Origin of the sequence: Kitasatospora sp. NBC_01300, assembly GCF_041435235.1 — a bacterium.
Taxonomy (GTDB): Bacteria; Actinomycetota; Actinomycetes; order Streptomycetales; family Streptomycetaceae; genus Kitasatospora.
In genome coordinates this window covers 328,058-340,054 of sequence record NZ_CP108408.1, presented here as the reverse complement: position 1 = coordinate 340,054, position 11,997 = coordinate 328,058, and the positions used below count along the sequence as shown (strand labels likewise).

9 protein-coding genes are annotated in these 11,997 nt (G+C 73.7%); 5 read left to right on the top strand and 4 right to left on the bottom strand.

Annotated features, from left to right (window positions below; all coding sequences use genetic code 11):
* Positions 1–96 precede the first annotated feature (96 nt).
* From OG556_RS01665 to OG556_RS01650, 4 genes are read left to right on the top strand one after another with little or no spacing between them, the layout of a single operon-like run.
* Positions 97–1,110: a hypothetical protein gene (locus OG556_RS01665; RefSeq protein ID WP_371515481.1), complete on the top strand. Its 1,014-nt coding sequence runs from the start codon at positions 97–99 to the stop codon at positions 1,108–1,110.
* On the top strand, positions 1,107–3,314 hold the full coding sequence (locus tag OG556_RS01660; protein ID WP_371515480.1) for a hypothetical protein: 2,208 nt from the start codon (positions 1,107–1,109) through the stop codon (positions 3,312–3,314). The genes OG556_RS01665 and OG556_RS01660 overlap by 4 nt, the downstream gene beginning before the upstream one ends.
* The gene (locus OG556_RS01655; RefSeq protein WP_371515479.1) at positions 3,311–4,270 is read left to right on the top strand and encodes a hypothetical protein; all 960 of its coding nucleotides are present in this window, start codon (positions 3,311–3,313) and stop codon (positions 4,268–4,270) included. Before OG556_RS01660 ends, OG556_RS01655 begins: the two co-directional genes overlap by 4 nt.
* Entirely contained in the window at positions 4,267–4,857 is a 591-nt protein-coding gene (locus OG556_RS01650) for a Pycsar system effector family protein (RefSeq protein WP_371515478.1), read from the top strand. Before OG556_RS01655 ends, OG556_RS01650 begins: the two co-directional genes overlap by 4 nt.
* A 90-nt stretch (positions 4,858–4,947) precedes the next feature.
* Here the strand turns inward: OG556_RS01650 and OG556_RS01645 are convergent, their stop codons facing one another.
* On the bottom strand, positions 4,948–7,317 hold the full coding sequence (locus tag OG556_RS01645) for a lamin tail domain-containing protein (RefSeq protein ID WP_371515477.1): 2,370 nt from the start codon (positions 7,315–7,317) through the stop codon (positions 4,948–4,950).
* Positions 7,318–7,617: 300 nt separating this feature from the next.
* Here OG556_RS01645 and OG556_RS01640 point away from each other — a divergent pair, with 300 nt between their 5' ends.
* Positions 7,618–9,069 (top strand): WGR domain-containing protein, encoded by a 1,452-nt coding sequence (locus OG556_RS01640; protein WP_371515476.1) that lies wholly within the window; start codon positions 7,618–7,620, stop codon positions 9,067–9,069.
* 69 nt (positions 9,070–9,138) lie between these two features.
* Here the strand turns inward: OG556_RS01640 and OG556_RS01635 are convergent, their stop codons facing one another.
* The 3 genes from OG556_RS01635 to OG556_RS01625 form a co-directional block, all read right to left on the bottom strand.
* On the bottom strand, positions 9,139–10,146 hold the full coding sequence (locus OG556_RS01635; RefSeq protein ID WP_371515475.1) for an NADP-dependent oxidoreductase: 1,008 nt from the start codon (positions 10,144–10,146) through the stop codon (positions 9,139–9,141).
* 191 nt (positions 10,147–10,337) lie between these two features.
* Positions 10,338–11,375 carry an LLM class flavin-dependent oxidoreductase gene (locus tag OG556_RS01630; RefSeq protein WP_371515474.1) on the bottom strand — a complete coding sequence of 346 codons (1,038 nt, stop codon included), beginning with the start codon at positions 11,373–11,375 and terminating at the stop codon, positions 10,338–10,340.
* A 210-nt stretch (positions 11,376–11,585) separates the two neighbouring features.
* Positions 11,586–11,975 (bottom strand): SCO5389 family protein, encoded by a 390-nt coding sequence (locus tag OG556_RS01625; RefSeq protein WP_063345914.1) that lies wholly within the window; start codon positions 11,973–11,975, stop codon positions 11,586–11,588.
* Positions 11,976–11,997: the final 22 nt, after the last annotated feature.

Below are 11,997 nucleotides of genomic sequence, written 5' to 3'. Positions count from 1 at the left end.
GCGTCACCAGGTTTCCGCACTGAGCGAGCACACGGCACGGCGCGCGCTCGCGAAGCTTGGGGCACACGGTCCGCACCGGAACCACAAGGAGCACAGATGTCGCAGTCCGACCAGCCGATGCCCGAGGCCAGCGCCCTGCCCTACAGCCGGAGCCGCCAGCTGCCGCCGTACCGGGGCATCGTGGCCGTCGATGCCAAGGACTTCACCGGCTACCCGGCCATCGAGCACGGCGTGATCAGCGAGGCCGTCCCGAAGGTCCTCCAGTGGTCCTTCGAGCGCGCCGGGCTCGCCGAGGTCTGGCACGGCCGCCGGTTCCCCGCCTCCACCGGCGACGGCTACGTCTTCGGCTTCGACCCGGCCTGGATGCCGTTCCTGATCCACCCGTGGCTGCACACCCTTCAGGAGGTGCTCACCGAGTTCAACGTGCACTCGGTCGGGACGGTACGGATCCGGCTGCGGGTCAGCCTCCACATCGGGCCGCTGCCCGACTCCGGCGGCGAGTTCGACGGCAACGGCACGCCCCGCAACGACACTCACCGCCTGCTCGACTCCCGCCCGGTGAAGGCCATGCTGGCCGCCTCCAACGAGAGCATCACCCAGGTCGCCGCCATCCTGTCCGACCGCTGCTACGACGACGCGGTGGCGGGCGGATACACCGGCCGCCACCCCGACCACTTCATCGAGGTGCCGGCCACCGTCGAGGGCAAGCGGTTCGACCAGCGGGCCTGGCTGTACGTGCCCGTGCCCTCGGGCAACCTCTACGACCGCCGCATCCTGGGCGACGCCGTGGTCGGGGAGCACGAGCGGGCACAGGCCGCGGCGGCGGAGCCGGCGGCCGGGCAGGCGGACGGCGACCGGACGGGAGGCGGGCCGGTGAGCTACCAGGCCGACCGGGGAAACCTCAACCTGGGTACGGTGCGCGGCAACCAGCACGTCAGCAATGTGGAGGGCGACCAGCAGGTCACCAAGGTGCGCGGCGACTACGCCGGGCGCGACTTCGTGCGCGGCGACTCCTTCGGGGGCGACTACGTGGCGGGTCACAAGGCCGGCACGGTCAACGGCAACCAGGGCGACACCTTCCACGGTGACAAGAAGGAGCGCCGCCGGTGAGCGCCGAGGACCAGCCCTCCGCCGATGGCGCGTCCGGTAGCGGCGGCCCGTCCGGCAGCGGCACCGACGGCCCGGTGCCCGACCGGGACGAGACCGCGTCCGGATACCCGGACCCGGACGACGCCGACGACTTGGCCGACCTCGACCGGGACTTCCCCGGCCGGCGCTATGTCATCTACGCCCCGAACGGCAACATCAACACCGGCGCGGTGCACGGGGGTCAGCGCGTCGAGAACGCCGGCGCGGCGTCCGCCCCGGGCGGCCCGCACGTGGAGGCGCACGAAGGCCCGATCTCCGCACTGGAGATCCTGGACGCGCGGGCCGGCTTCGCCCAGCCCGAGTGGTTCCCGTCGGCGCTGCGGCAGTTGGACACCGGCCTGCTGTTCCTGGCGGGCGAGCCCGGCACCGGGCGCCGCACCGCGGCCCTCAACCTGCTGTTCCAGCACAGCGGGCACAGCACGAAGCTGCGCGCGCTCGACAGCGACGAGGACCTGTCCACCTGGCGCCCCCGCGACGCGGAGGCCCGCGGGTACCTGGTGCACGGCCTGCTGCCCACCCTCCAGCTCGGCCCGGCGGTGGTCGCCAACCTCCGCCGCCTGCTGGCGGACGCGAAGGCACGCATGGTGGTCATGCTGCCGCACGACCCGGACCTGCTCCGCAGCCTCGCCCGCGACCTGGACCTCACCCCGGTGCGCTGCGTGCCCCCGCCGCCCGGCGCGGTCTTCGAGGCCCGGCTGGAGGCCGCCGTCCCCGACCCCGACCGGCGCCGGCGCCTGCTGGAGCGGCTGCGGCCAGGGCTGGACGACCTCCTGGCATCGGAACTGATGCCCGCCCAGGTCGCCGAACTGGTCGCCGAGGTGGCCAGGGCCGGCGATGACGGCCCCGACCTCGCCGATCTCCGCAGGCGGCTCAGCTTCCTCGCCGAGAAGGAAGTCCCCGACCTGCTGAAGAAGCTGCGCGACGACCCGGACGGACTCGCCTTCCTGCTGGCGACCAGCGTCTTCGAAGGACTCGACCACCGGATCGTCCGGGACGAGGCCGACCGGCTGCTCAAGCTGGCCGACGGCCGTCTCGCCGCCGTCCTGCCGGCGGGCGGTGACGACGGCCAGAGCGGCGCGGTGAGCCGGGAGGCTCCCCGCCCGAACCCGCGCTTCGTCTTCCGGCGGTCGCTGGACGAACTCCTGGCCACCGTCCGGGCCGAGTGCGCGCCCGGCGAGATCCGCGCGACCTCCCGCTACACCTACACGGTGGAACCGGTGCGCTTCACCCGGCACCGCCAGGCCGAGACGGTGCTGCGGCACGTCTGGCGGCAGTACGGCGAACTGTCCGGGCTGCTGACCGAGTGGATGGACGCCGTCCCGGGTACGGACCCCGAACTGGCCGCGCCCCTGGGCCGGGTGATGGGGCTGGCGGCCGGCTGGGGCGGCGGCCGGCGCGCCCTGCGCGACATCCTCGAACTGGCCCGGTCCGACCGTCAACGCAGCCGCCGTACCGCCGCGTTCGCGCTGGGCATCGCGGCGCAGGACCCGGTCCTGGCCGGAGAGGTCAAGTACCGCCTGAGGAACTGGAGCCACGAGGCCGGCTGGCAGGTGCGGTCCACGGTCGCCTTCGCCTGCGGCGAGGAATTCGGGACGTCCCGCCCGGAGCTCGCGCTGTCGCTGCTGCGGGGCTGCTACCGGGGGCGGGAGGGGGACGAGAGGGCGGTCGCCACAGCCGTCGACGCGGCGTTGTGGGAGCTCTTCGCCTCAGGTAACCAGCCGGTCGTCCTGCGCGAACTGATGGACTGGACGGACCGCCCGGGGCGCGGGGCCGAACTCGCGCTCCGGACCTTCCCCCGACTGCTGTGGGACCGCGCCTGGTTCCAGGCCCAGTTGACCACCGTCGGCGAGTTCACCGACACCGTGATCACCTTCATCCGGCTCTCGCTCAACGACGACGACCTCTTCGACGAGACCCGCAGGGCTCTGCTCTCCTGGTGCGCCTCGGCGGTCTGGAACGAACCGCTGCGCGTCGCCGTGGAGACGCTGCTGACCGCGCTCGCCCAGGAGATGAGCCTCGGTGAAATGCGCCTGTTCGTCGAGATCGACGGCGACGACAACCCCGACCTGGTCGGCCGCCACATCGCCCAGCACGCCCTGGACACCTGGCGCCGGGGCGGACCGCAGCCGTACCGGCCCGCCCCTGCCGATGGAGGAGCCCGATGACCGCCGACAGCGACCCGCCCGTCTACGCCCGCGCCACCCAGGCGCCGTGGCGGGAGATCCTGCGCCACCGCTGGTCCGGGCGGCGCGACCGCGCGCTCGTCCTGCTGGACCGGGACGGGCTCTACCACCAGGTGGGGCACCGCCGCCGCGCCCGCGCCGACGAGGACCCGGACCTGGAGGGCCCGGTGGCCGTCCGGGCGGGCCTGCGCGGATTCGACGAGGCGTACCTGGTCGAGCTGGACGAGCGGCCCGGGACCCGGGCGGTCGGCCTGTCGACCCCGTACGGCACGAAGTCGGTGGACGTCCACGTGCTGTGGTGGGTGCACGACGCCGTGAACGTCGTGCGGGCGCGGACGGTGCGGGGCTGGCTGCCGGTCCGCAAGGATCTCGAACAGCGTCTGCGCCAGCTCAAGGAGCAGTTCGCCACCGCCGGGCACGGGCTGACCGGGGCCGAGCTGATGCACTACCTCGCGACGCCCCACCTCCTGCCGCACTGCGGCCTCGGCTACCGCGTCACGGACGTGTCCGCCCGGGAGCACGAGGCCGAACTGCGGCTCGGGGAGCCGGACGGGGCCGACGTGCCCTACAACTGGATGGACAAGAGCGAGGACGAGTACGCGTTCTGCCGCCGGGCCGTCCAGGAGGGCCCGGTGTCGCTCGCGGCGCTCTGGCTGGCCAGACACCCGGACCAGGTCCGGGAGGTCCTGGACTGGGCGGTCGGCCACGCCGAACTGCTCCGGGGTGAGACCACCTGGCAGGACCAACTGGCCTTGATGTTGGGCAAGTTGAGCGAGCAGGAGAGGCAGGAGCTGTCCCGGATGCTGCGCGACCGCCTGATCGCGCTCGGACGGCGGGTGCCCGGCCCCGGGCCGCAGGGCGCCGGGCCGGAGTTCGTCAAGATCCGCTCGCAGGCCAACGGCTGGGCGGGCGGCGTGGCGAACGGGAGCCCGGTGTGACCGCCGCCGGCATACCCGGCGGCGGGGCGTCGACCGTGCCGCACGCCGTCTCCACCACCGCCCCGGACGCCGCCCCGGACGCCGCCCCGAGCCCGTCGGCGGCGGCGGCGATCGAGCGCCTGGTGGCCGCCAACAGCATCGAGCTCACCCGGGCCGACGCCAAGGCCGCCGTGTTCCTGGCGTTCACCGGCGCGGTCCTCGGGGTGTTCATCCCACTGGGCGGGGGTGGGAACGGCGGCGGATCCGGGCCCCGGTCCTGGGCGGTCCCGTTCCTGTGGTGGAGCGCGGTGGCGAGCGCGCTGCTGGCCGTCGCCTGCTTCGTGGCCGCCCTCGCCCCCCGGTACCGGAAGGGCGAGCGGCAGGTTCCGACCGGCCCGGCCTACTTCGGGCACATCGCGCCGGGCGCCGGGGTGGACCGGCTGCGCCGCGCCTTCGAGTGCGGGGGGCGCGATCCGGTGGGGGCGCTGCTGTCCTCGCTGGCCGGGACCAGCGCGATCATCCGGGCGAAGTACCGCTGGATCGAGGTAGGAACCGCCGTGCTGCTCCTCGCGCTGCCCCAGTTCGCGCTGACCCTCCGGCCGGTCTGAGGCCGGTCCGACCTCGGTCTGAGGTCGGTCCGAGGTCGGGTGCCGGCCTCCCCCACAGCGGGGAGGCCGGCACCGCGCCGGTGTCGTGCGTCAGGGCAGCGGGATCCGCACGACCTGCGGGTCGTGGTCGCTCAGCTGGGTGCTGAACTCGCTGTTGATGTGCACGATGTCGTAGCTGTACGGCTTCGCCGCCAGCGCGCCGGAGATGAGGATGTGGTCCAGCACCTGGGAGTTGCCCTCGTACACGTAGGTGTAGCGCTCGGGCAGCGGCAGGGTGCGCGGCAGGTCGGTCAGCGAGCCGCCGGCGGTGAGGATGTCGGCGGTCTGCGAGAACTCGAAGTCGTTGAGGTCGCCGAGCACGATGACCGCCGCGTTCGGGTCCACCGCCAGGATCTGGTCGGTGAAGTTCTTCACCGCCGTCGCCTGGTTGTGGCGCTGGGTCTCGGACGGGTGCGCGGGCGGCTGGTAGCGGCCGAACAGGGGCTGGTCGCCGCCCTTGGAGTTGAAGTGGTTGGCGATCACGAAGACCGGCTTGCCGTTCCAGCGGAACTCACCGGCGAGCGGCTTGCGGCTGGAGTTGAACGCCGTGTTGGTCGGGTCGATCCGGCCGGGGGAGTAGGCGAGTTGGGGCGTGCCGCCGTTGTTGACCACCGAGTCGGCGGTGGTGGAGCCGGCGCCGGGGCGGTCGGTGAAGCTCAGGCCGCGGTCGGTGCGGAACAGGAACACCTGGCGGATGTTGCCGCCGGGCTGGCCGCCGTCCTGGCCGTCCACCGGGTCGATCTGGCGGTAGGAGTAGGCCGGGCCGCCGGCCGCCGAGATGGCGGCGGTGAGCTTGGCGAGGGTCTGGTCGGGGGCGGTGGTGCCGTCGTCGGTGGGGCCGCTGTTGTCCTGGATCTCCTCCAGGGCGACGAGGTCGGGCGCGCGCAGGTTGGTGACGATGCCCGCCGCGAGGCCGTCGAACTTGCTCTGCGGGTCGGCGGGGGAGAGGTTCTCCACGTTGAACGTGGCGGCGGCGAGCTGGCCGGCCGTCGGCGCGGTGGTGACCTCGGGGGCGAGGTTGCCGGAGGTGACCGCCGGGGTCGCGGTGACCTGGAGCTTGAAGTTGCCGAAGGAGTAGTCGAGCACGCCGACGGTCGCGCCGGTCAGGGTGTCGCCGACGTTGGCGGTCGGAGTGGGCGCGAGCGCGTTCGCCAGGGTCACCCGCTCCGGGTTGCCGTCGTTGGCCTGGAGCAGGATGCCGCCCCGGTTGGTGCGGGTGGTGCTGCCCTGGGGCACGACGGGGAGGTCGCCGTACTTGTTGCTGGGGCCGACCACGGCCGCGTTGTCGATCTCGACCCGCATGCCCTCCAGCGAGGCCCAGAAGTCGATGCCGTCGGTGGCGGGTTGGTAGTTCCCGGCGGTCTCGACGTCCCCGCCGGCGACGCTGGAGATCACCGCCGCCGGGGGCACCCGCCCGCCGGGGCCGACCAGGGTGGGCGCGGGCAGCGGCGCGTTGTGGGCGAGCACCGTGACGCTGGGCGCGGTGAGTTCGGTGATCGACAGGTTGGTGGTGCCGCCGCTGCCGCCGGGGCGGTACTGGCTGACGGTGGCGGTCACCGTGACGGAGTCGCCGACCGCGACGGTGGGCGCGCCGGCGGTGTAGACGTAGACGCCCTCGCTGGTGCCGGGGTCGTTGTCGGGCTGCGGGTCCTGGTACCAGAAGCCGTTGGGCCCGACGGCGGTGACCACGCCGGGCACCGCGCTCACGGCGCTGCCGGCCAGCGGGGAGGTGCGGGCCGCGCCCTGGATGTCGTGTATTCGGGCGCCGGTGGTGGTGCCGCCGCCGGTGGACGCGGAGTTGCGCGGCGTCGGGGCGCCGATGGTGAAGTCCGCCGCGTTGTTGTCGGTGTCGGTGGCGCCGCCGCCGACGCGCAGGGCGGCGGTGGAGTTGGACAGGTTGCCGGTCGGCGAGCCCTCGGCGGAGCTGGCGCTCGACCCGTAGCCGACCAGGTCCTTCACCCCGGGCTGCGTCGCGCAGCCCGAACCGCAGGTCAGCGCCGTGCCGTTGGTGACCAGCGCGACCTTGCCGGAGGTCGCGGCCAGGTTGAGGGTCCCGGTGGCGTCCGGCGTCGGCAGCGCCGCGCCCGCCCCGGCCCCGGCGGCCTCCTGCACCAGGAAGAACCGCCCCGGCGCGATCGTGCCGGACAGCGTGGTCCGCCCCCAGGACGTGCCGCCCGCCGAGGCGTACTGCACCGTCCAGCCGGTCACGGACACCGGCGCGGTGCCGCGGTTGTACAGCTCGATGAAGTCGTTGGCGTACGGGGCGCCGGAGTTGCCGCCCCCGCCGTACACCTGGCTGATCACCACGTCGGGTGACGCCGCCTGGGCGACGCCGCCGGGCAGCGCGAGCAGCGCCCCCACCACGGCTGCGGCGGACGCCCCCGCCATCGCTCTGCGCCGGACTCGCTGGGTACTCCGCATGAGCTTCCTCCTGACGGCCGCTCGGGCTGGTGGGCCCGGCGGTCTGAGCACGGACAAGAAAGTTCGGGCGCTGCGGTTCTAGCAACGCCACCCGATCCCTACCGTGCGCGGCGGGCGACGGCCAGATGTACGGCGGAAGAATGGTTCGTGAGGCGACAAGTGGGAAGCGGGGTTCCGGGCAGGCCCGGCGGGACGCGTTGTCAGTGCCGAGCCTTAGGTTGGGGGTTGTCGGTGAGCAGGGCCGCGAACAGGCCCCGCCTCCCGTCTCCGTTGCCCGAAAACCCGAAAGGGGACTTCGTCGTGTCCGTCGCCGTGGAAGAGCAGGTCACCTACCTCGAACTGTCCGAGGAGGAGGGGAGCGCGCACAAGTTCTACGAGGTGCGCCTCGCCGGCAGTACGGTGACGGTCCGCTACGGGCGGATCGGCGAGGAGGGGCAGGCCAAGTCGACCAGCTTCCCGAGCGCCGAGAAGGCCGCCGCGTCGGCGGCCAAGAAGATCGGCGAGAAGGTCCGCAAGGGCTACGCGCCGGCCGTCCAGGGCGTGCGCCAGCGCCGGGCGGTGACCAGGCGGCAGCTCGTCAGCACCCGCTCGACGGCGAACCAGGCGCCGCTGTTGTGGCGGTTCCGCTCCGGTTCGCCGGCCTTCGGCGTCTTCGTCGGCGAGGAGCACGCCTGGGTCGGCAACGAGCGCGGCGACGTCTACACCCTCACCCACGACGGTGAGGTCACCGCCCGGTTCGGCCTGCCGGACGGCGTCAAGTGCATCGTCGCCGACGACTGGTGGATCTACGCGGGCTGCGACGACGGCAAGGTGTACGACCTGGGCGGCAAGGTCCCCCGGGTGGCGTACGAGATAGCCGAGGACGTGGACATCTTCTGGCTCGACATCCACGACGGCGTCCTGGGCGTCGCCGACGAACGCGGCGGGCTGACCACCGTCGACCACGAGGACGAGTTCCAGTGGCGCCGCAAGGCCGAGGGCCGCTCCGGCTGGATGGTGCGCTGCGACGCGGACGGCGTCTACCACGGCCACTCGCGCGGCGTCGCCCGCTACGCGGCGCGCGGCGGCGACCAGCTGTGGCACACCGCGACGAAGGGCGAGGTGCTGTTCGGCTGGCAGGAGGCCGACGAGGTGTTCGCCGGCACCGGGCGCGGCTGGGTGCACCGGCTGCGCAAGTCCGACGGCTCCGAGGTCGCCGCCTACCGCTGCGACGCCGCCGTGTTCTCCTGCGCGGCCTCCCCGGACGGCGAGTACGTCTTCGCCGGGGACAACCACTCCTCGGTGTACTGCTTCGCCGCCGACGGCACCCGGCTGTGGAAGCTCGCCACGGGCTGCGGCTCGGCGTACAGCATGCAGTACCGGGACGGCCGGCTCTACCTGGTGACGACCGACGGCTCGCTCGCCTGCCTGGACGCGAGCGAGCAGGCCGTCCGGGCGGCCGAGGCCGGGTCCCTGCCGGCCACCGCCGAGGTGCGCAACGCGGGCTGGGAGGCGGTGCGGCCGGGCACGGCCCTGGAGACGGTGGCCGTCGGCACCGGCGGCCTGCCCGGCGGCGGGATCGAGGTCGAGTGCGTGCAGGACGGCGCCCGGCTGCGGGTGCGGGTGGTGTCGGCGGGCTTCGACCAGGGCCGGCGGGTGCAGTTCCCGAAGGACATCCGGGTCGCCGGGGCGCGGTACCTGGTCGCCGAGGTGCGGGAGTCCGCCTCGGGCGGCTTCTACCGGGCGCGCGGCGAGATCAAGCGCCTGCTCTGAGCGCTCCCGGTGCGGCGGCGGCAACGGACGCCCCGTCGCCGCCGCGCCGGGCCAGGCTCGGGCCGGAGTTCAGCTCAGCCGCAGCACCAGCTTGCCGGTGTTCTCCCCGCGGAAGAGCATCCCGAGGACCGCCGGGAAGTCGTCCACCGTCCCCTCCACCACGTGCTCCTTGACCTTGATCCGGCCGTCCGCGATCCAGCCCGCGAGCTCCCGGGCCGCCTCCGGGTAGCGGGGCGCGTAGTCGAACACCACGAAGCCCTCCATCCGGGCCCGCCGCACCAGCAGTGACAGGTAGTTGGACGGGCCCTGCACGGCGGTCTCGTTGTTGTACTGGCTGATCGCTCCGCAGAGCACCACCCGGGCGTGCATCGCGAGCCGGGTCAGCGCGGCGTCCAGGACGTCCCCGCCGACGTTGTCGAAGTACACGTCGATGCCGTCGGGCGCGTGGTCGCGCAGCGCCTTGCGGACGTCCTCGGAGCGGTAGTCGATCGCCGCGTCGAAGCCCAGTTCCCCGGTGAGCAGCGCGCACTTCTCGGGGCCGCCCGCGATGCCGACCACCCGGCAGCCCTTGATCCTGGCGATCTGCCCGACCAGGCTGCCGACGGCCCCGGCGGCGCCGGAGACCACCACGGTCTCGCCCTCCTTGAGCGCCCCGACGTCCAGCAGCCCGAAGTAGGCGGTCATCCCGGGCATGCCGAGCGCGCCGAGGTACGTCGACAGCGGCGCGAGCGTGGGGTCGACCTTCAGCGCACCCTTGCCGTCCGAGACCGCGTACTCCTGGACGCCGAAGCTGCCGACCACGTGGTCGCCGACGCGGAACTTCGGGTGGTCGGACTCGACGACCTCGACCACGGACCCGGCCCGCATCACCTCGCCCAGCCCGACCGGCGGGAGGTAGGACGGGCGGTCGTCCAGCCACCCGCGCATCGCCGGGTCCAGCGACACGTACCGCGTCCGCCCCACGAACTGCCCGGGCCCGGCCGCCGGCACCGGCTCCGCCCCGTGGGCCCAGTCCTCCGCCCGCACCTCCCCGACCGGCCGACGGGCGAGGCGGATCTGACGGTTGGTCGCGGTCATGACGTCTCCTGGGGGCGCGCGCGGGCCTGCACTGGACGCCCGAGTCTAAGCAAGCGCTTAGTCATCTGACCAGTGCCCGCCCGGCGCGTCGACGTCGGCGGCCCGGCCGGTCGTGGGCGTCGAGGAGTGCGCGCGCCTCGTCGAACGGGCCCGGGCCGCGCGCAGCCGGTCGCCGGGTCGGCTGTGCTCGGTCAGCCGTGCCCGGTCGAGGGCTGCCAGCCGAGGGCGGGGCCGAGGCGGGTGGCGAGGTCGGTGAGGATCTGCACGTAGTCCTGGTGGTCGAAGGTGAAGGGCAGGGCGAAGGCGACCTCGTCGACCTCCTGGTAGCCGGCGTGGGCGTGCAGCCGCTCGGCGATCTCCTCGGACGGGCCGACCAGGTCGGGGGCGAACACCATCCGGGCCGGGCCCTGCGGGGCGAGGGTGCGCGGGGTGCGGGCGAGGGCGTACGCCTGGTACTTGGCGCGCTGTTCGGGGGTGGCGCCGTCGGTGGGGATGACGACGAGGCCCTGGGAGACGCGGGCGCGCTCGCCGTCGGGGTGCTCGGCCCGGAAGGCGCGGATCTGGGTGCGCTGGATCTCGGCGAAGTCCTCGGACTCCCCGGGCTCCCCGGCCTTGACGATGCTGCTGGTGAGCAGGTTGAGCCCGTGCTCGCCGGCCCAGCGGGCGGAGCGCAGGCTGCCGGCGCCGTACCAGAGCCGGGAGGCGAGGCCGGGGGAGTGCGGCTGGACCCGGCGGGAGTACACCTCGATGCCCTCGGTGCCGGCGAAGTCGGAGGCGGGTTCGCCGCGGACGAGGCCGAGGAGGCGCTCGGCGCGGCCGGTCCCGAAGTCCTCGTGCTCGCCGGTGCCGGGGTGGAGCGCGCCGCGGACCCGGTCGTAGTGGGTGGGAGGGCCGACGCTGAAGCCGGGGTTGAGGCGGCCGCCGGACAGGATGTCGACGGTGGCAAGGTCCTCGGCGAGGCGCAGCGGGTTCTCCCAGCCGAGCGGGGTGACGGCGGTGCCGAGGTGGATGCGGCTGGTGCGCTGGGAGGCGGCGGCGAGGACGGCGACGGGGGAGGAGATCCCGTACTGGAGGTGGCGGTGGCGCAGCCAGGCGCTGTCGAAGCCGAGCTGCTCGCCGAGGGTGATGAGGTCGAGGGTGGACTCGTGGCCCCGGCGCGGGTCGGCCTCGTCGAACAGTCCGATGGTCAGGAAGCCGAGTTTCCGCAGCGGTCGTGGGGTCGGCGGCATGGTGGGTGGCTCCGGGTGGTGTGAGGCGGCCCCGGGAGGGCCGGGCGGGTGGTGCCCGTCGAACGTACGCAGGCGGCTCGCGTCCTCACAAGATCGGCGCGGGATCGGACATCGGCGCGCAACACGGCGCAATCCCGCCTCAACACCGACCCGGTACGGGGCGCGGCGGGCCCCCTCCCCCGACGGGGGCCCGCCGCGTGTCCGGGAGGGTCAGCAGCTGCGCAGTTCCGGGCTCTGGTTGCGGATCTGGTTGTGCAGCGAGGTGAACTCGCGGTAGGCGTCGCCGTCCTCGGTGCCGGGGCGGAAGGCGCCGACGCGGTGGCAGTTGACGAAGGCGAGCTTGACGCCGAAGTGGTCCTCCAGGCTGCCGCGGATGGCGTTGCTGGCCAGCGCGCGCAGCAGCTGGGCGCGCTCCTCGTCGGTGGGCGTGGTGTTGTCGGTGGTGAACTCGTCCTCGGTGGCGCTGAGTTCGGTGCTGAGCCCGGCGACGACCTGGTAGGCGTAGGGGAGGGAGGCGCGCACGGTGTCGAGGAAGTCGGCCTGGTTGACCCGGCCGTGCTCGGCCTGGGCGAGGAGGGCGGGGGAGACGTCGAGCGACATGGGTGTCCTCTTTCGCGGAGTC

Bases quoted from the DNA above. Each gene is read 5' to 3' on its own strand.
- OG556_RS01665 (WP_371515481.1), top strand. From the start codon at position 97: ATGTCGCAGTCCGACCAGCCGATGCCCGAGGCCAGCGCCCTGCCCTAC.
- OG556_RS01655 (WP_371515479.1), top strand. From the start codon at position 3,311: ATGACCGCCGACAGCGACCCGCCCGTCTACGCCCGCGCCACCCAGGCG.
- OG556_RS01645 (WP_371515477.1), bottom strand. From the start codon at position 7,317: ATGCGGAGTACCCAGCGAGTCCGGCGCAGAGCGATGGCGGGGGCGTCC.
- OG556_RS01635 (WP_371515475.1), bottom strand. From the start codon at position 10,146: ATGACCGCGACCAACCGTCAGATCCGCCTCGCCCGTCGGCCGGTCGGG.
- OG556_RS01630 (WP_371515474.1), bottom strand. From the start codon at position 11,375: ATGCCGCCGACCCCACGACCGCTGCGGAAACTCGGCTTCCTGACCATC.
- OG556_RS01625 (WP_063345914.1), bottom strand. From the start codon at position 11,975: ATGTCGCTCGACGTCTCCCCCGCCCTCCTCGCCCAGGCCGAGCACGGC.